At 38.8% G+C, this 23,948-nt stretch carries 13 protein-coding genes; 7 read left to right on the forward strand and 6 right to left on the reverse strand.

The genetic code is table 11. The annotated features are described in order from the left end of the window. Nucleotides 1–23 precede the first annotated feature (23 nt). From ES711_RS00185 to ES711_RS00210, 6 genes are all read left to right on the forward strand, one after another. Nucleotides 24–896 carry an AraC family transcriptional regulator gene (locus tag ES711_RS00185; protein ID WP_146888240.1) on the forward strand — a complete coding sequence of 291 codons (873 nt, stop codon included), beginning with the start codon at nt 24–26 and terminating at the stop codon, nt 894–896. A gap of 299 nt (nt 897–1,195) precedes the next feature. Next, on the forward strand, nt 1,196–2,017 hold the full coding sequence (locus ES711_RS00190) for an SDR family oxidoreductase (protein ID WP_146888243.1): 822 nt from the start codon (nt 1,196–1,198) through the stop codon (nt 2,015–2,017). A 570-nt stretch (nt 2,018–2,587) separates the two neighbouring features. Beyond that, nucleotides 2,588–3,646 carry an efflux RND transporter periplasmic adaptor subunit gene (locus ES711_RS00195; RefSeq protein WP_146888246.1) on the forward strand — a complete coding sequence of 353 codons (1,059 nt, stop codon included), beginning with the start codon at nt 2,588–2,590 and terminating at the stop codon, nt 3,644–3,646. 8 nt (nt 3,647–3,654) lie between these two features. Further along, the gene (locus ES711_RS00200; protein ID WP_146888249.1) at nt 3,655–6,744 is read left to right on the forward strand and encodes an efflux RND transporter permease subunit; all 3,090 of its coding nucleotides are present in this window, start codon (nt 3,655–3,657) and stop codon (nt 6,742–6,744) included. Continuing rightward, complete coding sequence (locus ES711_RS00205; RefSeq protein ID WP_146888252.1) at nt 6,731–8,050, forward strand: TolC family protein; 1,320 nt, start codon at nt 6,731–6,733, stop codon at nt 8,048–8,050. Before ES711_RS00200 ends, ES711_RS00205 begins: the two co-directional genes overlap by 14 nt. A 258-nt stretch (nt 8,051–8,308) precedes the next feature. Continuing rightward, entirely contained in the window at nt 8,309–10,330 is a 2,022-nt protein-coding gene (locus ES711_RS00210) for a protein-disulfide reductase DsbD family protein (protein ID WP_146888255.1), read from the forward strand. Nucleotides 10,331–10,403: 73 nt separating this feature from the next. On the opposite strand, the gene ES711_RS00215 is transcribed toward ES711_RS00210, so the two are convergent. The 6 genes from ES711_RS00215 to ES711_RS00245 all read right to left on the reverse strand — a co-directional run bounded on the left by ES711_RS00215 (nt 10,404) and on the right by ES711_RS00245 (nt 22,679). Beyond that, complete coding sequence (locus ES711_RS00215; protein ID WP_146888257.1) at nt 10,404–12,644, reverse strand: FUSC family protein; 2,241 nt, start codon at nt 12,642–12,644, stop codon at nt 10,404–10,406. Nucleotides 12,645–12,804: 160 nt separating this feature from the next. Next, nucleotides 12,805–13,371: a hypothetical protein gene (locus ES711_RS00220; RefSeq protein WP_146888260.1), complete on the reverse strand. Its 567-nt coding sequence runs from the start codon at nt 13,369–13,371 to the stop codon at nt 12,805–12,807. Nucleotides 13,372–13,388: 17 nt separating this feature from the next. Further along, complete coding sequence (locus tag ES711_RS16200) at nt 13,389–14,078, reverse strand: transposase (RefSeq protein ID WP_170245212.1); 690 nt, start codon at nt 14,076–14,078, stop codon at nt 13,389–13,391. Between the two features lie 125 nt (nt 14,079–14,203). Then, entirely contained in the window at nt 14,204–17,656 is a 3,453-nt protein-coding gene (locus ES711_RS00235; protein WP_146888269.1) for a pyruvate carboxylase, read from the reverse strand. A gap of 397 nt (nt 17,657–18,053) precedes the next feature. Continuing rightward, nucleotides 18,054–19,967 carry a molecular chaperone HtpG gene (gene htpG, locus ES711_RS00240; RefSeq protein ID WP_146888272.1) on the reverse strand — a complete coding sequence of 638 codons (1,914 nt, stop codon included), beginning with the start codon at nt 19,965–19,967 and terminating at the stop codon, nt 18,054–18,056. 261 nt (nt 19,968–20,228) lie between these two features. Next, entirely contained in the window at nt 20,229–22,679 is a 2,451-nt protein-coding gene (locus ES711_RS00245) for an alpha/beta hydrolase family protein (RefSeq protein ID WP_146888275.1), read from the reverse strand. A 177-nt stretch (nt 22,680–22,856) separates the two neighbouring features. Between ES711_RS00245 and ES711_RS00250 the strand changes: the two genes are divergently transcribed. Beyond that, nucleotides 22,857–23,867 (forward strand): 3-oxoacyl-ACP synthase III family protein, encoded by a 1,011-nt coding sequence (locus tag ES711_RS00250; RefSeq protein ID WP_146888278.1) that lies wholly within the window; start codon nt 22,857–22,859, stop codon nt 23,865–23,867. Nucleotides 23,868–23,948: the final 81 nt, after the last annotated feature.

Consider the following 23,948-nt stretch of genomic DNA (forward strand, 5'->3'; position numbering starts at 1 on the left):
GTCCATTTTAAATATATTGCAACATGATTCATTTTAATTCAATAAAAGCATACAATACTTATTTAGGTTATGGCAAGCCGAAAAAAGAGTTGATAGATGTGGTGAGGTATAAGGATTTTGAAAACCTTCGGTTGACTTGCAAAGGGTTGACTTCCGATTTTTACATGATGGCGTTTAAGAGGAGTATGACCGATTTAAATTGGTTCGGAAATACCGAGTATGATACAGAGTCAGGTTTTTTGTATTTTATAAAACCCAATCAAGTTCACAGTTGGAAGGTTCTAAAACCCTGGGAAGGATACCAGATTTTAATATCTCCAATTCTCTTGCAGGAATATGCGATTGATTTCAATTTTTTTCAATACGAGGTTGATGAAGCGCTCTTCTTAACGGATGATGAGCAACTTCAGATTGAGCAATTGTATGAACAAATTTTAAATGAATACAGAAAGGATAATTATGAGCTTGATTTACTGATGGCCTATTGTAATTTGATTTTCACTTACATTGAAAAATGTTACAAACGTCAGTTTAAAACAAGACAACCTTTGTACAATAAAATTGTGCTGGAATTTAAGCGACAATTAAATGACTATTATTCTAAAGAGCCTAAAGTATTACCTACCGTACATTATTTTGCAGAACAATTAAATCTGTCTAGCAATTATTTTGGAGACCTCATAAAACACAATACTGGAAAAACAGCTTCAGAAATTATTCAAGAAAGAATAATTTTGGTAGCAAAGCAGCAATTAAAAGAAGATCAGCACAGCATATCGGAAATTGCCTATAATTTAGGATTTGATTATCCAACTTATTTTGGACGTCTCTTCAAAAAGCTTACAGGAATTACACCTACAGAATTCAAAAAACAAGTGAATAAAGCCAGTAAGTAAACCATATCCGTCGAAAGTTTAGTTTTTAAAGTTGCTCTTTTATTTGAGTTATACAAATCAGGTGATTGTAGGAGACCAAGAGATTTTAATTGGCGCTCCTTTAAAATTTCTCTAATACACTGGAATGTCGAGAGACAAATGATGATGAAAACACAGGTATTTTTGAAAAATTTTGTTTCTATCCCAAATTTGGTAAGTTAAAAGCAGCCATTATGTTTTAAAGTAATGAAGCATTTAAATATTTGTATGAGTTAAACAATATTTTATTTATTGACGAACTTGTAGAAAACTATAAACACATGAGTAAGAAAAAAATTTTAATTACAGGCGCAGGTTCAGGTTTAGGTAAAGGAGCGGCAATTGGATTGGCTAAAGAAGGACATTCCGTCATAGCGGGAATGCATACTTGGGAGCAAATGTCCCGTTTTATTTTGGAGAGAAAAGGTACAGACTACGAGAAAAATCTAGAACTTATAAAACTTGATATCCTGGATAGGATGGATTGTGAAAAGGCGTGGGAATATGATATTGACATTTTAGTAAATAACGTCGGGATAGGCCAAACAGGGCCGGTTGCTGAAATTCCTGTAGACTTAATGCGAGAGGTTATGGAAACCAACGTGTTTTCGCCGTTAGAATTCTCACAACCTATAATACGTCAAATGGTGGAGAAAGGGAAAGGAAAAATTATATTCCTATCGTCCATTTCCGGATTGTCAACCCAACCTTTTTTAGCACCATATAACGCGTCAAAATATGCGTTAGAAGCGGTTGTACAAGCTTTACGTGACGAGTTGCAGCCCATGGGAGTAACGATAGCTACCATAAATCCAGGACCTTTTGAAACAGGATTTAATGACAGAATGTATGATACTTATAAACAATGGTTTGATGAAGATATAAATTTTACGCCGATAAAAAGTATTGAGAAAGCTGCAAAAAAATTGGGAGAGAATCAATTTGACCCTAAAGGAATGATTGATAAAATGATTGAAGTGATTCCGCAGGAATCGCATAGCTTCAGAACAATCTGGCCAGACAGTTTTGTAAAAACCTGTAAAGATTATCAGAAAAGTCAATATGACTTGATGGTTGATGAGGTTGAGCCGTCAAAAAAATAATTTTAGTAAATTTATTATGATAAAAATGACCATCGTTGTATAACAATGATGGTCATTTTATTTTAGTATAATGAATTCGTTTCAGTGATGATGGCGTTTTTAGGCAAGATTCTAAGCCTTTAATACGCTACCCTTCATGCAGTAACTAGTGGGTTGTATAATGGATTAGTGATGACAGAAAAAGTCAATGCTAATTTTAATTCTATCTTAAATTTTAGCTGTCTTTTTTCTGAGTTTCATCTGTATGTCATCAATAGCATGGATATAGTTTATCTTAATTTAACTTGACTTATCTAGAACAATGTAGATCGACTGTAATAAAACGCTTCACTGATCTGAAATAAATCTTCTTGCTCCACTCTCAAAACTTGGATGCAAACTCGTATAATTGGTTTTTAAATTGTTTCCAAAATTATTTAATAAGCTGTAAAAGAGCAGTTAAATATCTTTGATGTTAGAGGTGTTTTTAGTTAAATTCTGTTAAAATAAAACCAACCCGTCATACGTTTCGGTTTAAAAAATTAGATTTGTCTAAACAGGAAGTATCCTAACTATTATACACCTCCTCAAATGAAAAAAAGATACATCTTTTTCACACTGCTGGCCTGCGGAATTATTGCGCTCATTGCATATAGAATAAGTGCTAATTCAAAAATAAACACTCCTAAGAATGCTCAAAAATCCACCAATGTCATGGGGGTGCAAGGGACGGTTCTTAAAGCCGTAAAATTTGCTGATAATTTAACCCTTTCGGGTACTTTAGAGCCCAACGAAGAAATTGAGCTCCGAAGTGAGATTTCTGGAATTGTAGAAAGTATCAATTTTGAAGAAGGTGCCAAAGTATCAAAAGGTCAAGTGCTCTTTCGCGTCAATGATATTGAGCTCCGTGCCCAATTATCAAAAGTAAAAACGGCCCAGCAATTAGCGTCGGAAAACCAACGCAGGGCGAAATTGTTGTTAGATAAACAAGCCATCAGTGTGGAAGAATACGATATGTCTAACGCTGATTTTGAATCGGCCAAAGCAGAATCCCAACTCATCGCAGCACAATTATCAAAAACTAGCGTTCGTGCGCCATTCTCCGGAACTATTGGGTTGCGCTCAATTTCAAAAGGAACTTATGTTACTCCCGCGACACCTATTGCCAATCTGGTCAATACAAATCAGCTGAAACTCACATTTGCCATTCCTGAAAAATACGTTTCACGTATGAAGGTTGGTAGTACCCTAACGTTTACCACATCCAACTCAGACGAGGAACACAATGCTAAAATTTATGCTATTGAGCCTCAAGTAGATGTCGCCACCAGAACTTTAAAAATGCGCGCCATTGCTGAAAATAAGGAAGGAAAACTCTATCCCGGCACCTTCGCAAACGTCACCTTGCCTTTAGAAACAGTAGACGATGCCTTGTTAGTGCCGACAGAAGCGCTGATTCCCATCCAAAATGGTAAAATGATATTCGTGTTAAGCGGAGGCAAAGCAAAAGAGGTTATCGTAGAAACCGGCGTCAGAACGGACAGTATGGTACGAGTCCTTTCTGGAATTAAAGTAGGGGATACCATTTTAACTTCAGGGGTTATGTCACTCAAAAACGGCACTCCTGTAAAAGTGAATCTTAACAATTAAAAGCGCTGATGAGTTTATCCACCTTAAGTATCAAACGTCCTGTTTTAGCCATTGTGATGAATTTGGCCATCATGCTCTTCGGGATTATTGGCTACACCTACCTTGGGGTAAGGGAATTTCCTTCTATTGATCCAGCGCAAATATCGGTGAGTACGAGTTATTCCGGGGCAAATGCCGACATCATCGAGTCGCAAATCACCGAGCCGCTAGAAAAATCGATCAATGGGATTGATGGTATTAGAAATATAACCTCTTCCAGTAATCAAGGTTCCAGCCGAATTAGCATCGAATTCAATCTCGATAAAAATCTTGAAGAAGCGGCGAATGATGTGCGCGATAAAGTCTCTCAGGCGGTAAGAAGTCTGCCGCAGGATATTGATGCCCCTCCAGTAGTGTCAAAAGCTGATGCTGATTCTCGGGCAATTATTTCTATGACGGTACAGAGTGACAATAAAAACATTTTAGAACTTACTGACTATGCAGATAATGTACTTGCTCAACGCCTGCAAACCATTCCTGGTGTAAGTAGTGTGCAAATTTGGGGGCAACGCCGTTACGCCATGCGCATGTGGATTGATCCCATCAAGTTAGCGTCTTATGGCGTGACCGTAGCGGAAGTGAGACAAGCCCTTTTGTCTCAAAACGTCGAGTTGCCTTCTGGTAAACTTACCGGAGCCAATACAGAGTTGACCGTAAAAACTATAGGTAACCTCACCACTGAGGAAGAATTTAATGACATTATTATTTCCTCAGAAGGCGGAAAAGTAGTTCGTTTTAGTGATGTCGGAAATGCTACCTTGGAAGCGGAAAATATGGAAACCAAATTGAGCGATTCGGGTCAACCTATGGTGGCACTTGCCATTGTACCGCAGCCTGGCGCCAATTATATTTCTATTGCGGATGGCTTTTACGCCGAATTTGAACGCCTGAAAGAAGACTTGCCCGAAGATTTTAAATTAAATGTGGTCATTGACGATACCATTTTTGTAAAACGCTCTATTATTGAAGTGGTAGAAACGCTGGCCATTACTATCATCTTGGTGATTTTGGTCATCTATTTCTTTTTTAGAAACTGGTCCATGGCCTTGCGTCCCCTTATTGATATTCCTGTGTCCTTAATTGCCACGTTTTTTATCATGTGGATGTTCGGGTTTTCCATAAATGTGTTAACCTTGTTGGCTATCGTATTAGCAACTGGTTTGGTGGTGGATGATGGAATTGTGGTTACTGAAAATATTTATAAAAAGGTTGAAGAAGGCATGTCGCCCATTGAAGCCGCCATTAAAGGGTCCAACGAAATTTTCTTTGCGGTCATCTCCATTTCTGTAACCTTGGCCGCGGTATTCTTGCCTGTTATTTTCTTGGAAGGTTTTGTTGGTCGACTTTTTAGGGAGTTTGGTGTAGTCATTGGTGCGGCTGTATTGATTTCAGCTTTTGTGTCCTTATCGTTAACCCCGATGTTGAATGCTTATCTCATCAAACCAGGAAAGCAGAAACGCTCTAAATTTTACAACTTTACAGAGCGTTATTTTGTAAAAATGAACACGTCCTACGCCAGCGGTCTGAAGACTTTTATGCAGAAAAAATGGTGGAGTTTCCCCATTCTAATCATTTGTTTTATCATGATTGGATTGTTTTACACCTTGCTGCAAAAAGAAACAGCACCCTATGATGACAGAAGCTATTTGCGGGTCAGTGTGACGGCGCCTGAAGGTGCGTCTTACGATTATATGGATCGGTTTATGAATGAAATGACGGACTTGATCAACGATTCCATACCGGAAAAGAAGGTGAGTTTAATTATTACCTCGCCAGGTTTTGGATCGTCCTCGGTTAACAGTGGTCGCGCCATCATTTCATTGGTAGACCCTAGTGAACGTGATCGTTCTCAGAAAGAAATCGCCGAAGATTTAACGCGATGGACCAAAACTTTCGAAAATGCGCGCTCAAGTGTGTCTGAAACGCCAACTATCGCCGTGAATAGAAGAGGCGGCATGCCCATACAATACATCATTCAAGCCCCAAATTTTGAAAAATTAAAGGAAAAGATTCCAGAGTTTATGAATTTGGCGGAAAGTAATTCTGTATTTGCAAATACGGATGTCGATTTGAAATTCAATAAGCCCGAAATTTATGTGACGATTGATCGTGATAAAGCTAAAAGTTTAGGCGTCTCCGTTTTAGATGTCGCCCAAACCCTGCAATTATCCTTAAGTGGCCAACGTTTTGGCTATTTTATGATGAATGGCAAACAATACCAAGTGATTGGTCAGTTTGATAAAAAAGATCGAAATGCTCCTATGGATTTGAAATCGATGTACGTCAAAAATAATAAGGGAGAACTTATTCAGATGGACAATTTAGTAACTACGGAAGAACAGAGTAGTCCGCCGCAATTGTACCACAACAACCGATATATGTCTGCAACCGTATCCGCAAGTTTAGCGCCAGGCATGAGCATCAATGATGGGATTGAAGCCATGGAAGACATTAAAGCACAAATTTTAGACGATTCGTTTACCACTGATTTGGGTGGAGAGTCGCGAGATTTTGTAGAAAGTAGTTCCAATACCTTATTTGCTTTTGGACTGGCCTTATTGCTCATCTATCTGATTTTAGCGGCACAGTTTGAAAGTTTTATCGATCCTTTTGTAATTATATTAACCGTACCAATGGCGGTAGCGGGAGCCTTATTTTCACTGTGGTTGTTTGGACAAACTTGGAACATTTTTAGCCAAATTGGGACCATCATGTTGATTGGTCTGGTTACCAAAAACGGGATCTTAATTGTGGAATTTGCCAATCAGCTCCGGGATGAAGGCATGGACAAATTTGAAGCGATTATGAAAGCATCAGAATCGCGATTACGCCCCATTTTAATGACTAGTTTAACCATCGCTTTGGGTGCGATGCCAATTGCCTTGTCTATCGGGGCGGCCTCTACCAGCAGGATTGGGATGGGGGTTGTAATTATTGGAGGCACTATGTTTTCGCTTGTCTTAACGCTCTTCGTTATTCCAGCAATCTATATGATGTGGTCACGAGAGAAAAAGCACCATCCAGAATTTGATAAAATTGACAGTTATGAAACCGAATAAACTATGGTCATTAGCTCTTAGCATAGGGTTGGGGATTTTGTCCTTGCCTTCCTCTGCCCAAGAAGTGTTGACGCTTGAACAAGCGGTAGAAATTGCGTTGGTCAACAATTATGACATTCAATTGGCAAAAAATGAGTTGGATGTCGATTCTTTAGGAGTTAGTCCAGGTTTTGCCGGAATGTTGCCAAGGGTTTTTGCTCAGGCCAGCACCAATAACAGCACTCAAAATATTTCCCAAACCCGTTCTGATGGCAACATTATCGAGTTGGACAATGCCAAAAATAATAATCTTAGTTATGGTGTTGGTTTAGACTGGACCATATTTGACGGTTTTGGAATGTTTGCTCGGTATGACCAATTAAAGGAATTAGAAAAACTGGGGAAAGCACAATTACAGTCTACCGTGCTCAATCGGGTGAGTGATGTCATGATAACTTATTATGATTTGGTGCACCAGCAGCAGCAATTAACGGCTTTAGATAGTACTATGGTTATTTCGCAACAGCGGGTTGAATTGGCCGATAACCGTTTTACAATTGGTAAATCGTCTAAATTGGAAGTCCTCAATGCCCAAGTGGATCTCAATACAGATAGGACCCTTCAAGTGAGGCAACTTGAAAGGTATGAGCATACAAAAATCCGATTAAATGAAATTTTGGGACGTAATCCCGAAATTGATTTTAAGGTAAGGGATGAGGTAATCATAGCTACAGATTTACAATTGGCCGAACTAGAACAACTAGCGACCATTCAAAATCCGGAACTGCAGGCACAATTGATCAATAAACGGATTTCTGAATTAGAATTGAAGCAGATCAAAGGCAATCGGTATCCGAGAATTTCGGCGAACACAGGCTATAATTTTAGTGATTCGGAATCGAGTTTAAGGTTTACTACTAAAAACAATGCACAAGGTTGGAATTACGGTTTTGCGGCGAGTATCGATATTTTTAACGGCTCTAATCAAAACCGCAATGAAAAAATTGCCAAACTTCAAATTGAGAATTCTGAAATTCTCATCAAACAGCAAACGCAAACCATAACCACGCAATTACATACGGCTTATCAAACCTATCTCACCAACTTAGGTTTGATTGATTTGGAGACCAGTAATGAAGATATTGCCAAAGAAAATCTCGACATTACCCTAGCAAAATATAAAATTGGAACCATTCCTACTATCGAATTTAGGACGGCGCAACTCAATTATATCAACGCGAGTTTACGCTTGAGTAACGCCATCTATCAAGCAAAACTCTCAGAAATTACATTGAGAGAGTTAGCAGGCAGTTTGACCTTACAGTAATCCTATAATGCGCTTAATTTACGATGGATGTTGGGCTGTTAATTTCTTATTAAAAATCTGGGAGAACTCCTTAACGGGATGGTCTTCCCACTTCTTTTAAGTACCTTTGCAGCTTGATTTTTATATTAAAATGTTATGTTTTAAGATTCTGAAATAAGGGATTAGGCTAGGTTTAACGTCTTATGTGTATATGACACTCAAAATGCTTTAATTTTTATGTATTTTAAATATTGACAATCCCCAAGAAACCGCACTGCAATGAAAAATAGCTTTCTTTATTTTTTCTTTTTAACCTTCATCTTTTCTTCCGCGCAAGCACAAGTGTTGGAACCCGTAAAGTGGTCGACCTCCGTTGAAAAAATTTCTGATACGGAATATGATCTTATCTCTACCGCTAAAATTGACCGTGGTTGGCATTTATATTCGCAAAGTGTTCCTGAAAATGGCCCGATAGCAACGTCATTTACGTATGATGTTGCTAAGGACGCTGAACTTGTTGGAAACACCACTGAAGAAGAAGGACGCACGGTAGATGATCCTATTTTCAATATGCGTATTAAGTATTTTGATGACGCCGCAGAGTTCAGGCAACGCATTAAAGTGCTTAATAATGAACTTTCCATCGTAAAAGGTGAAGTTGAATTTATGGTGTGTGATGATATGCGTTGTTTGCCACCGTCTTACATCGACCTGAACTTCGATCTATCAAAAGCTAAAGAAAGTTCAGAGGTAGATGAAAATGCTGCCTTAAGTGGTGGGATGATTGATTTTCAAAACCCGGTAAAGACAGATGCGGATAAAGACATCATCGTCACAGAAAAACAAGAAAAAGCGTCAGATAATACCGGTCTTTGGACCATATTTATTTTGGGTATTGGTGCCGGATTTATCGCCTTGTTTACGCCTTGCGTCTTTCCACTCATTCCAATGACTGTAAGTTTCTTTACCAAACAGAGTAAAAATAAAGCGCAAGGAGTCAAAAACGCTATTGTTTACGGATTGTGTATTATTGTTATTTATGTGATTCTGGGCACTGGGGTGGTTGCTATTTTTGGAGCGAGTGCCATTAACGAGTTCTCTACAAGTGTTACTTTTAACCTGTTGTTTTTTGTGATTCTCGTCATATTTGCCGTATCCTTTTTAGGCGCTTTTGAAATCATGTTACCACAATCATGGGCTAATAAAATTGACAGTAAAGCCGATAGAGGAGGGTATACCGGAATTTTCTTTATGGCCTTGGCACTAGCCATTGTATCTTTTTCTTGTACCGGTCCTTTTGTAGGAAATATCATTGTGCTTTCAGCCACTAAAGGTGGTCTGGCGCCTATGATTGGTATGTTAGGATTTTCATTAGCTCTAGCCCTTCCTTTTGCCTTATTTGCTGCCTTCCCAGGATGGCTGAACTCTCTTCCAAAATCTGGAGGATGGTTGAATACGGTAAAAGTAGTATTAGGATTCTTGGAATTGGCATTTGCCTTCAAGTTCCTCTCGCAAGCCGATCTTGTGTTACAATTGCATTTCTTAGAGCGTGAAGTGTTTATCGCCATTTGGATTGCCATTTTTGGAGCCTTGGCGTTTTATTTATTCGGAAAAATCAAGTTGCCACACGATTCACCATTAACCCATATATCTGTCGGTCGTTTAAGTCTCGGTTTGCTCGTGTTAAGTTTCACCATTTATATGATTCCAGGGCTTTGGGGCGCACCTTTAAACTTAATTAGCGCCTTCCCACCACCATTGGATTATGCAGAATCGCCTTATGGGGTTGGGAATTCTAAAACAGGTGGCGGAGCAGTTTTAGGTGAGGCCCAAGAATTGCCTGATGGCGGGCATCTTTTAGCGCCACACCAAATTTTGGCTTTTAATGATTATGACAAGGGTTTGGCTTATGCTAAAGAAGTGGGCAAACCAATTATGTTGGATTTTACCGGTTGGGCCTGTGTAAATTGTAGAAAGATGGAGCAAAACGTATGGCCGGATGATCAGGTGTTGAACATGCTTAAGAATGAAGTGGTATTGATTTCTTTATACGTGGATGATAAGCGGAGATTGGAAGGAGATGAAGTCATCGAATCCAAATTAAGACCAGGTAAGAAACTGAAGTATATCGGACAAAAATGGAGTGAATTTCAAACCATACGTTATAAAACCAATACGCAGCCTTTTTATGTGTTGATAGGTCATGATGAGGAGAATCTTAATGATCCTGTAGGATATACGCCAAATACAGAAGAGTATCTAGGATGGATGAAAGATGGAGTAGGTGCTTTTAAAGAATAAGCGCTATAGAATACCGTTTAATAAAACCACTTCAAGGGACTGAAGTGGTTTTTTTGTGTTTTAAAAATTTGAGTTATAAGACTTCGTGGAATTTTCTAGTTGCTTTTTCTAGATTTTCAGAAAGTGTTTTTAACCATACCAACTGGTTGGCAATTAAATAGGCTTCCTGAAGATTATGCAGCGTTTCAATATCCAAATCTGTATCACCCTTCAGGATATTGGCATCTCTTGTTTTGGACAAGCTGTGGTAGGATTGCAAAAGCTTCTCTTGTGCTTTTTCAATATCAATACTTGTAGTTTCACAGTCAATTGGCGTGTCATTTAAAATAGAGCAAGAGGACTGTAAGGTGTTGGCAATTCTTAAAATAAGCGCATCAAATTCTTTGGAAGCCGGCGTGGTTTGGTGGTTGATTATAAAGCTCCCAATGGAAGCAATGGCAGAAACCATAGTCTGATTTAAGGTGACCATGCCGTAAATAAGCTGGAATTCCTTTTGTTTAGATTTTGGATCTTGGGTAAGGCGTTGAAAGGCTGCATTAAGATTGCTAATCGCTAAAAAAGCTTCTTTGCGGGCTACTTTATAAGCAAGTTCGTTTTCCGTTTTATCGTGATACAGTTCCTGTGTCGCCAACAGGTAGTTCTTGTTTTTATTTATGGCATCAACAAGTACATTCTTTAAATTGAGCGCTTCCCAACTTGGCCATAACAAATAATTGGCCACCACAGCAATACTTGCCCCAAGCACAGTGTCAATAACGCGGTACTGAATGACTTGAAAGGCATCAGGATTGATCAAGGAGTAGACAAACACAATATTAATGGTCACAAAAGCGGCTGACGACTTATAATTCTGCTGCACCAAAGAAAAAGCTAAGGTGAGTGATATAATGGCTAAAATAGCATACACAATTACGTTTTGAGTAAGCAACACAATCCCCACAGCAATTGCCGCCCCAATCAGAGTGCCGATAATACGATCTTTAGAGCGCTCCTTTGTCAATCCGTAATTGGGACGCATAATGACGACGATGGTCAGGAGAATCCAATAGGTATTGCGAATATCTAAGAGTGTACCCAAGATAAATGCGAACACCATGGCAACGGTAAACCGAAGTGCATGCCTGAACAAGGTAGAATTTAAACTGAAATTTTGAATGATCACATTCAGTCGGTATTCTTGCAAAGTTAAAAACTGACTGGTATCCTGACGCTTTAGGGATACTGTGGAGGCGTCTTTAACATTGGCCATGACGCGACGGATGGACCTAATTTCTTGCGCAATATGTTCTTGATAATCGTATAGATTCCGAAGGACTAAAGCGCCTTCACGAGCTTGAGGTAACTGAACATCATCAATATATTGTCTGATATTGTCCTTCGCCTTAGACAATGAATTCAACAGTATGTCTTTGTCAGATACTTTATCATTTTTGATTAGTAAATCTGATAAGATCATTAACTGCTTCCCCATTACTTTATTAAGGGTTTTCGATGCTCGTAAATACTTTCGATCCTTAAACAAGCGATCCATTTCCTTATAATCTAGATGTTTGGCTTCAATCAGCTCAAAAATATTCACCGATGAAATAAATATTAGCATGTGCTTTTCATCATAATGCGAACGGCCTGAACGTTTCCGCTCTAACAGCAATAACTCTCTTAACGTTTCATGTTTTTCGTTAATTTGACTTTGCAGCACAAAAGCTTCCTGCATCAATTGCTGACGTTTTGTTTTCTTGGTCAACAAGCGCGCCCTTAGTTGGAGATACTCGCCAATAAGGGTGAGTGTTTCAGAAAGAAATTGGATCTCATCTTTTTTAGGGGCCAACGTTCTAAACACAAAAGATACTAACAGATACCAGAGTCCGCCACAACCCATCAGGAGCACATGAGAAAAAATTTCTGACACGGTTTCTTTTTGCACTGCAAAGGCCAACACCATAGCCAACAAACCGGAAAGCGAGACTAGCGATGCTCTAAATCCATAAACGGAAATTAACGATACGAAGAATGAAATGGCCGCTATAACGATGACTAAAAGCGGGAGGAAGGGCTTGCAAAAAAGAATGATGGTAAAAATAAGCATCGTCAAAACCGTACTGATTAAAATGGCATTGACTTTTCTCTTTAAACTTCCGGGGATATCGCCTGGCGCATTCAAAAATGCACCCATTACAATGGGCAGCGCGTAATCAAAATTTCCTAGAAAACTGAAGAGTACCAAAGGTGTCACCACAGCGAAAGTTAATCGGACTCCTCTATAAAAATGTGAGCTTTTTAAAAATATTTCTATGGATTTAAGATGTGCTTTCAAAGTTGGTTTTTAATCCTACAAAGGTATGTTAATTGCGGCGCTCAATGATGAACTGAGATTATTTTAATGTTACGGAAGTTGAGATGAATTGATTTTAAAAACCACTTCTGGTGTGGAAGTGGTTGTTTTAAATTATATATTTAATAGGTGTTTTTAAAAATTAATCTTCTGTACCCCAAGGTGCGCTTGGTGTGGCTACTTCCTTGGTCAAATCAAATTTTACCGAAAACAATCGGTCACTTCCTATGCGACGTAAATTGTAGGTAAAAGAGGTGTCGTCTACAGTAATCCACCATACATTATTTGCAGCATGGGCTAACAAATCTGCAGTAAATTGATCCGCAGGAAAAAATTGAATATCCGATCTTCCTGTATTTGGGCTCAGACCTCCGTATTGCGTCACGTCATCATCTGAACCGTCTGGTTTTCTATGATCATGTTTTAATACTATTAAATTATTATCACCCTTAGTCAGCACCCAAGTTCTGGATTTATCATCACCAACAAAAAATGGAATTCTAATTTCATTGGTATCGCAAGATCGGACATGCATAACTAGCTTTTCTCCGGTAAAGCCGTCGCCTTCCTTGCCTCCGGCAATGATTTCGCCTTCATAAGATTTGCCACAATGGTTTTTAAGGGTTTCCCAAAATTGAACGGATCCAGGGGTCTCCTGCGCTAACATCTGTAACGGCAAGACCAATAAAATAAATAAGATTTTTTTCATAGTTCCAAGATATGTAATTATTTGTAAAATCTGTCTTCTTTCCAATTCATTGGATTTTTTAAAATATAATCAGAAATCCTTTTATAGGATTTGGTGTCTTTTATAATATGATCATGGAATAATGGTTGCCAAATAAAATCGATCGCATTGGTGGTTGCATAGGATTTTACAGATGATTTATACCCGCGAATAATGGATGCCAAATTTTTTGATTGTGGCCCGAATTTGTTGGGGTGTTGTTGTTGTTGTTGTTGTTGTTGTTGTTGTTGTTGTTGTTGTTGTTGTTGTTGTTGTTGTTGTTGTTGTTGTTGTTGTTGTCGTAGAGACGCAAAATTTTGCGTCTCTACCGCACCCGAACCCGTACCCGCGCCCGAACCCGCATCGGCATTCGCATCGGCACCCGCAACCGTACCGGTATCGGTTCCGACACCGTGATCCGTACCCATTTCCACACCCATCCGTTTGTCAATAATGATAATTCCGTGTAAATGATTAGGCATAATGACATGATTACCCAATTTTACAAATGGAAAATGTTCAGGGATTGCTAACCAATGTTGATCTGCAATTTTACCGATTGCTGATAATTCCATTTGGGGAGACACAATATGTTGTGTCTCTATCACATCCCCAAAATAATGGATTCTATTTTTGGTGCAAATGGTTATGAAATACGCGCCATTGCTACCATAATCCCAATCTTTCATTCGGGTGGATTCTATTCGATATCGATTTCTAAATTTCTCGGACATCAGAATGCAAATTAAATGACATCAATGATCTAAAAAAATTGAATTAGGACGTATTTAACCTATCAGCGTGTTCTAATATATTATTCCACCGTGAGTACCAAATCATCTTGCATGACCATCGTACCTTCCTTGAGGAGCACAGATTTTACTTTTCCTGCTTTAAATGCGGTAACCGTAGTTTCCATTTTCATAGCCTCAATGATAAATAAAGGATCATTTTCTTGTACTTTCTGTCCGCGTTTCACTAATACCTTATACAGTGATCCTTGTAAAGGAGCACCAATATGACTGGTGTTTGTTGCATCAATTTTCTCGTGCGTTTCCTTTTTAATATTGAGCGATTTGTCCAAAACTTCCACAAATCTATTTTCACCATTCACGCTAAAGAATACAATGCGGATGCCGTTTTCATTAGGAATTCCCACCGATAATAATCTGACGATAATCGTTTTTCCTGGTTCAAGTTCAATTAGGGTTTCTTCACGTTGTTTCATACCGTAGAAGAAATTTTTGGTGGGCACTAAACTTAAATTCCCGTAAAGCTTATAGTTTTCGTGGGCTTGTTCAAACACTTTTGGATATAAGGTGTAAGACAAAAAATCTTCCAATTCGATAGCACGTGTAAAGCCTTTTTGGAATTTCTTTTTGAAGGCTTCAAATTCGACGTCAAAATCAATAGGTTCTAAATGGGCATTGGGTCTGTCGGTATACGCTTTGTGATTTCTTAAGATGATCTTTTGCAGTTTTTTTGGAAATCCGCCAACTGGTTGGCCTAAATCGCCTTTAAAGAAATTGATCACAGATTCGGGAAACGATATCTCTTCTCCGCGCTGCATCACATCTTCTGGGGTCAGATTATTGGTCACCATAAAAATGGCCATATCGCCCACTACTTTTGAGCTTGGGGTTACTTTTATCAAGTTCCCAAACATGGCGTTTACTTTGGTGTACATCTTTTTAACCTCGTCAAACCGATCACCAAGACCTAAGGCAATGGCTTGGGGACGTAAATTAGAGTATTGTCCTCCCGGAATTTCGTGTTGAAATACTTCAGCAGTTCCAGCCTTCAGACCAGATTCAAAAGGATAATACAATTCGCGAGTGTCTTCCCAATAATTAGAGAATTGGTTTAAGGTGTTAATATCAAACTCGTGCGCCCGTGGTTGCCCTTTCATCATTTCTACAACCGCATTAAAGTTGGGTTGGGAGGTCAGGCCAGATAATCCGCCCAAGGCGACATCTACAACATCCACCCCAGCTTCAATAGCTTTTAAATAGGTGGCAGTTTGTAAAGAGGAGGTGTCATGGGTGTGCAGATGAATTGGAAGCTTGACCGTATCTTTTAAAGCACCAACCAATTCTGTGGCCGCATAAGGTTTTAGCAGGCCTGCCATGTCTTTAATGGCAATCATATGCGCCCCTGCATTCTCGAGATCTTTGGCTAATTGTGTGTAATATTTTAAGTTGTATTTAGTCTCGTTAACATCAAGAATATTTCCGGTGTAACTGATGGCAGCCTGCGCAATACCTCCAGTTCTATCTCGCACGTAATTGATACTTGGTTCCATGGCTTTCACCCAGTTGAGGGAGTCAAAGATTCTAAAAATATCAACGCCGTTGTCCCAAGATTTTTCAACAAATTTTTCAATTAAATTGTCAGGATAAGCTTTGTAGCCCACACCATTGCTACCTCTTAGTAACATTTGGAATAAAATGTTTGGGACTGCTTTTCGCAATTCACGCAAACGCGTCCATGGGCTTTCGTGTAAAAAACGTAAACAGACGTCAAAGGTGGCGCCTCCCCAAACCTCCATACTAAAAGTGTTGGGATGGTTTTTGGCATAGCTTTCCGCTACTTTCATCATATCAAAGGTACGCATACGGGTAGCGAGCAATGATTGGTGAGCATCGCGCATGGTCGTATCTGTATAATGGATTTTGGTATCTTCCTTTAACCATTGACAGAATTTTTCTGGACCCATGTCCGTCAACATGTCTTTAGTTCCTTTAGGATGTGGGGCGTTTAAATTGAATTTAGGAACTTTTGGGTTTCTAAAAACTTTGTGTTCATCATTGTTTTTGACATCTGAATTCCCATTGACAATCACTTCAGCTAAATACTGGGTCACTTTGGTCGTTCTATCTTGTGGTAATTTTATTTTAAATAAGGAAGGGGTATTTTGAATAAAATTAACCGTCACTTTACCTTCTTTAAAAGTGTCGTGAAGAATGACATTCTGCAAAAAGTGAATGTTGGTTTTAACACCACGCACTCTAAATTCTTTAAGGGCCCGCACCATTTTACGCACAGCACCATCTAAAGTCCGGCCGTGGGCAGACACTTTTACCAACATCGAATCGAAAAATGGACTCACACTATAACCTTGATAAATACTGCCCGCATCCAAGCGGATTCCCATACCTGATGCACTTCTGTATGTAGTGATGGTTCCGTAATCTGGGGTGAAATTATTACTAGGGTCTTCTGTGGTCAATCGGCATTGTAGGGCGAAACCATAAGTTTTTAAAGATTCTTGCTCATAAATTTTAATTTGTTGATCTGATAATTTATAACCTCCAGCCACGAAAATTTGGGTTTTTACCAAATCAATTCCTGTGACCATTTCTGTTACGGTATGTTCTACCTGAATTCTGGGATTCACTTCAATAAAAAAGACATTATCTTCTTTATCCACCAAAAATTCTACGGTTCCGATATTGTTATAATTCACTTCTGTGGCAATATCTACCGCATATTTATAAAGCGCTTGTTTTACGTTGTCTGAAATATTATGGGAAGGCGCAATTTCTACTACTTTTTGATGACGGCGCTGTACAGAACAGTCGCGTTCAAATAAGTGACGGATGTTTCCATGATTATCGGCCACAATTTGTACTTCAATATGTTTTGGATCTTCTACATATTTCTCAAGAAACATGGTGTCATCACCAAAAGAATTAAGGGCTTCATTTCTGGCGGAATCAAAATTTTGTTCGAGATCTTCATCTTTTCTGATAATACGCATGCCACGTCCACCACCACCGGATGCCGCTTTTAACATTAATGGATAGCCAATAGTTTTAGCTTCTGAGAGCGCAACTTTTAAATTGATTAACTGTTTTTTGTTGCTTTCAATAATAGGTACATGACATTTAACCGCAATTTTTTTAGCCGTAATCTTGTCGCCCAAAGCATCCATCACTTCAGGGTTTGGACCGATGAAAATGATGCCATTTGCTGCACATCTTCGCGCAAATTCTGAATTTTCAGATAAGAAACCATAACCAGGATGTATGGCATCTACATTTTTGGACTTCGCTAAGGCGATGATTTCGTCCATATCCAAATAAGGCTTTAAAGGTTGATTGTTTTCGCCAATTTGATAGGATTCATCCGCTTTATTCCGATGTTGAGAATACCGGTCCTCATAGGTGTACAGCGCCACCGTAGCTAAATTTAATTCTGTACAAGCCCGCATAACGCGAATGGCAATTTCTCCTCTATTGGCAATAAGTACCTTTTTAATTTTCATGGTGTGTTTTATATTATGTGGTGTTGTGGATGGCTTACACTTTGGAATCTTTGAGTGAAGCGGTCAGAAATTCGATTCAAAAAACCAAATTTTTGAATTGTAAGTTCTGCTTTTAAAATGTATTTTTTGTCCACAGATGTTCTAGGATTCGCTCGAAGATAATTTTTAAATTATTCAAAAACAAAATGTCGGCTTAAAAATAATGGGTAATTAGAAAGTTACGCATTTGAAAATGAAGCGTTTTAAGGTGTGTTCTTAGGAGCAAAGTCTGAAATTACTCAGATCATGGCACGGCATAAAAAAACCACCTCGTTTTCACGCAGTGGTTTTTGTTAATTGAACTTGAGATTGCTTCGTTGCCTAAAAAGGCTTCTCGCAATGACCCGCAATGTGGGGTTTACTTTATCATCTCATAAGAGCGTTTAATAAATTCGCTCAGCTCTTTTCCTTTTAAAAGGCCTTGAGATAAACGCGCTAAATCTAAACTTTGAGAAATTAATCGTTCTTGTTTTTTCTTGGTTTTGGTACTTAAAATTTCACCAACCAACTCTGAGTTGGTATTGACCACCAAGTTGTACATTTCTGGCATGTTGCCCATCCCGAACATACCGCCACCACCAGTTGCCTGCATCTCTTTCATACGACGCATAAATTCTGGTTGGGTGATGATAAATGGCGAGGCATCACTATCCATAGCTTCTAATTGCACCATGAACTTTTCAGATGGAATGGCTTCTTTTAAGATGGCATCCAATTCTTTTTGTTGTTCATCGCTCAATTTTGAAATCTTGGTCTCATCTTTCTTGATCAGATTCTCTATATGATCAGCATCTACGCGAGCAAACGTAATGTTCTCTTTACTAGATTCCATTTTTTGCATTAAGTGACTTACAATTGGAGAATCTAATAACAACACTTCGTAACCTTTAGCTTTCGCCGCTTCAGTATAACTGTGCTGTGCATCTTCATTAGAGGCGTATAGAATAACTAATTTACCATCCTTATCAGTTTGGTTATCTTTTATCTTGTCAAACAACTCTTGATAGGTGTAGTATTTACCATCTACCGTTGGGTAAAGTGCAAATGCATCAGCCTTATCATAGAATTTATCTTCTGAAAGCATTCCGTATTCAATAACCACCTTAATATCATTCCATTTTTTCTCAAAATCGGCACGGTTTTCATTAAATAAAGATTTCAATTTATCCGCAACTTTACGAGTGATGTACGATGAAATTTTCTTCACGTTACCATCGGCTTGTAAGTAACTACGCGACACATTTAACGGAATATCTGGAGAATCAATTACCCCACGTAACATGGTTAAAAATTCAGGAACAATTCCCTCAACATTATCGGTGACATAGACTTGGTTTTGGTAGAGTTGGATTTTATCCTTCTGCATATTTAAATCGCCCGACATTTTTGGGAAATATAAAATTCCTGTTAAGTTGAACGGATAATCTACATTTAAATGAATGTGAAATAAAGGCTCCTCAAATTGCATAGGATACATCTCTCTGTAAAAAGCGTTGTAATCCTTATCTTCTAACTCGGTTGGCTGTTTTGTCCAGGCTGGGTTTGGGTTGTTGATGATATTGTCAACTGTAATTTTCTTTTGAGGCTCAGTGGTTTCTTTACCATCTTTATCTTTTATTGTTTCAGGTTTGTGGTCTGGATCGTTGACTTCCTTAGTTCCGAATTTAATTGGAATAGGCATAAACTTATTGTACTTGGTCAATAGCTCACGGATTCTAGATTCTTCTAAAAACTCAGTAGAATCTTCGGCAATGTGCAGAATGATTTCGGTACCACGCTCTGTTTTTTCTGCTGGCTCTAGGGTGAATTCTGGAGACCCGTCGCAGGTCCAACGTGCCGCTTCAGTTCCTTCTTTATAAGATTTGGAAATCAGTTCTACTTTTTCAGCCACCATAAAAGCGGAGTAAAAACCTAATCCAAAATGTCCGATGATCCCTGAATCTTTTCCAGCATCTTTATATTTATCTAAAAACTCCTCAGCACCTGAGAATGCAATTTGGTTGATGTATTTTTCAATCTCTTCTGCAGTCATCCCAATTCCTTGGTCAATGATGTGCAGTTTTTTGCCTTCCTTATCGATTTTTACCTCAATTTTCGGATTGCCATAATCTACTGCGGCTTCACCAATACTGGTCAGATGTTTTAACTTTAATGTGGCATCTGTCGCGTTACTCACCAACTCACGCAAAAATATTTCGTGATCGCTGTATAAGAACTTCTTAATTAATGGGAAGATATTCTCTACCGAAACATTAATATTTCCTTTTGTCATAATTTATAATTTTTATCATTCCCTCGGAGGAGAGAATCCTAGATGGTTAAACTTAGATTTACTATCATGCAGTAGTCAACAAAAATGCCAAGACAACGTTTGTGACAAGATGACATAAAAAAAGCCGTCTCAAAACTAATTGAAACGGCTTTTTTTATGTTTTTCTATCGGACAGCTGTCCGAGAATAGTTCTCAAATATTCAACTCTCAGATAAGTTGTATAAGTATTGAGACACATTCTTGTCAATTTAAAGAGATACTTTAGTTTTTAAGTGTTTCTTTTTTTTCTAGAGGTGCATCTTTCTTCTTATTCTTAACATAAGTTTCCAACCATTGATCTTGCTCCCAAAGCATGTGCATCACTGACTCTTTGGCACTGTACCCATGACTTTCTTTGGGCAACATTACCAATCTTACTGGAGCGCCCAATCCTTTTAAAGCATTAAAATAACGCTCACTTTGCATTGGGTAGGTTCCTGAATTGTTATCAGCCTCTCCGTGTATTAATAATAATGGTGTTTTCATTTTCTCGGCATTCATAAATGGCGACATGGTATTGTACACTTCTGGCGCTTCCCAATAGTTACGTTCTTCACTCTGGAAACCGAAAGGTGTCAGGGTTCTATTATAAGCACCACTTCTGGCAATTCCTGCTGCAAATAAGTTAGAATGCGACAATAAATTCGCCGTCATAAATGCCCCGTAAGAATGGCCGCCAACTGCAACACGGTCACGGTCAATATAGCCCATAGCGTCTACGGCATCAATGGCTGCTTTGGCGTTACCTACCAATTGCGCCACAAAGGAATCATTCGGTTGTTCGTCGCCCTCTCCCACAATTGGGAACGCGGCATCATCTAACACCACATAACCTCTGGTGACCCAATACAACGGCGAACCGTAGGAAGGATAGGTAAATTCATTTGAATTTGATGTGTTTTGACTAGCGCTGTTTTTGTCTTTATATTCACGAGGGTAGGCCCACATAATCATCGGGTATTTCTCACCTTTTTTATAATCTGTTGGCAAATACAATGTCCCTGTTAGTGGTAACCCGTCATCTCGTTTGTAAGTAATCACTTCTTTATGCACATTTTGAATGCTTTTAAATGGATTTTCAAATTGAGTTAAAGGCTGAATGGCGATGCGCTTTTTGATGTTTCTGATGTAATAATTGGGATATTCATTTTTCGATTCAATCTGAACCACAAACTCTCCAGCTTTAGCATCTAAGGCGAACGCAATATTTTCAACTTTATCGGTATACGCCGATTGGTATAAACGTTCCGTTTTTTGCGACTTTAAATCCATTTCATCAATAAAAGGAAATTGTCCTTTTTCACTATACCCGTCGCCAATTAGATACGCTTTGCCCTTATTTAAATCTAATACCGATTCGTCATAGCTATTTAAAGTAGTTACAAAGTTTCCGGGATCGCTATACACATCTTGGTAGTTTCTGTCTGAAAGTACTTTTGGTGCTTTTTTAGCGTCAGAAGGGTCGAATAAATAAGTTCGGGTGTTTCTGCTGTTCCACCATCTGTCATAAGCAATAGCAGTAGTTTCATCTCCCCAACGGATGCCTCCAAAACGGTCTTTAGTTTTTAAGATGGATTCTTTTTTAGCCGTAAATGGCGCTTTTTGTTGGAAGACTTCATCTCTATAGGCTACTTCATTTGCAGGGTCTCCACCATCTAAGGCTTCCGTCCAAACCAAAGTTGCAGGATGGTCATTACGCCAAGTTAAGTCGCGCATGCCCGTACGTTCTGCCATAAAACCTTGTGGTAAATCTTCAATAAGCGGCACTTCCAAAACTTTCTTCACCAAGTTGCCGTTAGCATCATAAATTGCGGTGGTAGATGGGAAGCGGCTGTACGGTACAAGGTAAGAAAAGGGTCTGTTTATGGTAGTCACCAAAATATATTTTCCGTCTGGTGAAAAATTCAAGCTTTCGTAAATATCCGTAGATTTCCAGTTGGATGCAGTACCGTCTAAATTCACTTTTTGAATGTCCGACAAGGCCAACTGTTCAAAGTTGTATTCGTCATTCGGGTTTTTAAGTAAATCTTGATAGGTTCTATTTTGAGCTTTAACACCCGCTTCACTCACAGAGATTGTTGGCCCTTCCGGAACCGATTCTTTAGGATCGATCAAATCTTTTTTTGAAGTTGGGAGCGTTTTCACCAACAAAGCGTTGCTGTCTTTAAACCAAGTATAGGGTCTTCCCATATTGGCATTCAAATTGTCTGAGGTCAATTTTTTTGCGCTTGAACTAGCAATATCAATCATCCACAACTCCACACCTTTAGTGGTGGTATTTGTGAACACAGCATAATTCTGATTAGGAGACCATGATACATTGGCGAATCGTCCGTTTTCTGGCAGGCCTTTAATATTCTGCGGTTCACCATCTCTTCCTTTTCTCATTTTAAGATCCGTATAATAAGTGGTTCTACTGCCAATATTTGTTACGGGATTAATTCTCAATCCGCCCAGTCGCATCTCGGTTTCAGAAAGCTCATCAATGGTTTTATAATTGCTTCTGTAAAGAAAGAGAATGTTTTCACCGTTGTTGTCCATGCTAATTCGTGGCGCTAAAGGTGCTTCTGCTAAATTCAGAATGTTCTGATCTGGTTTTTGATAGGATAAATTGACTTGTCCGATACTTACTACGGACCAGGTCAACAAGAAACTCAATAGTACTGCTTTCATTCTGGATAGTTTTAGTTAAAACCCTAAAAATACTCAAAAGCACTTGAGGTGGTCACCAACTAAATGTTAAAAAACGTGATATAGATCAGCATTTTGTATTTAAAACAGGTAATTTTATGAAAACTATGAATATTGTTTAAATTGCAAGACTATTTAATTCTAAAAATAAAATGACTTATGTATAACTCCAAAATAATTGGATTAGGCCATTATGTTCCTGACAACGTGGTGACAAATGATGATTTGTCTAAGATGATGGATACTAATGACGCCTGGATTCAAGAACGTACGGGCATTAAAGAACGCCGTTGGGCATTGGAAAATTCAGGAGACACAACTTCAGCGATGGGCGTAAAAGCAGCTAAAGTAGCCATTGAACGTTCGGGTATTGCTAAAGATGATATTGATTTTATCATCTTCGCTACTCTAAGTCCGGATATGTATTTTCCAGGCCCTGGAGTTCAAGTACAGCATGCTTTGGGCATAAAGACGGTGGGTGCATTAGACGTTAGAAATCAATGTTCTGGTTTTATATATGCGATATCTGTAGCGGACCAATTTATTAAAACCGGCATGTACAAAAACATATTGGTGATTGGTAGTGAATTGCATTCGCATGGTTTGGATAAAACGACGCGCGGGCGCGGAGTGACGGTTATTTTTGGAGATGGCGCCGGTGCTGCAATTTTAACAAGAGAAGAAGATACCACTAAAGGCATACTATCTACACATTTACATTCGGAAGGAGAACATGCGGAAGAATTGGTGTTGGTTGCGCCAGGAATGGGAAAACGATGGGTGAATGATATACTTAGAGATAATGACCCGAACGACGAGAGTTATTTTCCGCATATGAACGGGCAATTTGTGTTTAAAAATGCGGTAGTCAGATTCAGTGAAGTTATTATGGAGGGGTTGATGAAAAATAATCTGCAAAAAGAATCTATTGACATGCTGATTCCGCATCAAGCCAATTTAAGAATTGCGCAATTTATTCAGAAGAAGTTTGGGTTGAGTGATGATCAAGTGTTTAACAACATTCAAAAATACGGGAATACGACAGCGGCTTCCATTCCAATTGCACTTACAGAAGCTTGGGAAGAAGGCAAAATAAAAGATGGTGATGTCGTAGTGTTGGCGGCTTTCGGAAGCGGCTTTACTTGGGGCAGTGTAGTGATCAGGTGGTAAACATCAATAATAAAATATAAAAGCAGGGTTTTGATTCTTAATACCCCCCTGTAAATAAAAAACCCGAGACCTCATAGGTTC

The organism is Gelidibacter salicanalis, from assembly GCF_007997285.1.
GTDB classification, from domain to species: domain Bacteria; phylum Bacteroidota; class Bacteroidia; order Flavobacteriales; family Flavobacteriaceae; genus Gelidibacter; species Gelidibacter salicanalis.

Excerpts from the sequence above, each read along its gene's own strand:
- ES711_RS00185 (WP_146888240.1), top strand. The coding sequence starts at position 24 with ATGATTCATTTTAATTCAATAAAAGCATACAATACTTATTTAGGTTAT.
- ES711_RS00190 (WP_146888243.1), top strand. The coding sequence starts at position 1,196 with ATGAGTAAGAAAAAAATTTTAATTACAGGCGCAGGTTCAGGTTTAGGT.
- ES711_RS00195 (WP_146888246.1), top strand. The coding sequence starts at position 2,588 with ATGAAAAAAAGATACATCTTTTTCACACTGCTGGCCTGCGGAATTATT.
- ES711_RS00200 (WP_146888249.1), top strand. The coding sequence starts at position 3,655 with ATGAGTTTATCCACCTTAAGTATCAAACGTCCTGTTTTAGCCATTGTG.
- ES711_RS00205 (WP_146888252.1), top strand. The coding sequence starts at position 6,731 with ATGAAACCGAATAAACTATGGTCATTAGCTCTTAGCATAGGGTTGGGG.
- ES711_RS00210 (WP_146888255.1), top strand. The coding sequence starts at position 8,309 with ATGAAAAATAGCTTTCTTTATTTTTTCTTTTTAACCTTCATCTTTTCT.
- ES711_RS00220 (WP_146888260.1), bottom strand. The coding sequence starts at position 13,371 with ATGAAAAAAATCTTATTTATTTTATTGGTCTTGCCGTTACAGATGTTA.
- ES711_RS16200 (WP_170245212.1), bottom strand. The coding sequence starts at position 14,078 with ATGAAAGATTGGGATTATGGTAGCAATGGCGCGTATTTCATAACCATT.
- ES711_RS00235 (WP_146888269.1), bottom strand. The coding sequence starts at position 17,656 with ATGAAAATTAAAAAGGTACTTATTGCCAATAGAGGAGAAATTGCCATT.
- htpG (WP_146888272.1), bottom strand. The coding sequence starts at position 19,967 with ATGACAAAAGGAAATATTAATGTTTCGGTAGAGAATATCTTCCCATTA.
- ES711_RS00245 (WP_146888275.1), bottom strand. The coding sequence starts at position 22,679 with ATGAAAGCAGTACTATTGAGTTTCTTGTTGACCTGGTCCGTAGTAAGT.
- ES711_RS00250 (WP_146888278.1), top strand. The coding sequence starts at position 22,857 with ATGTATAACTCCAAAATAATTGGATTAGGCCATTATGTTCCTGACAAC.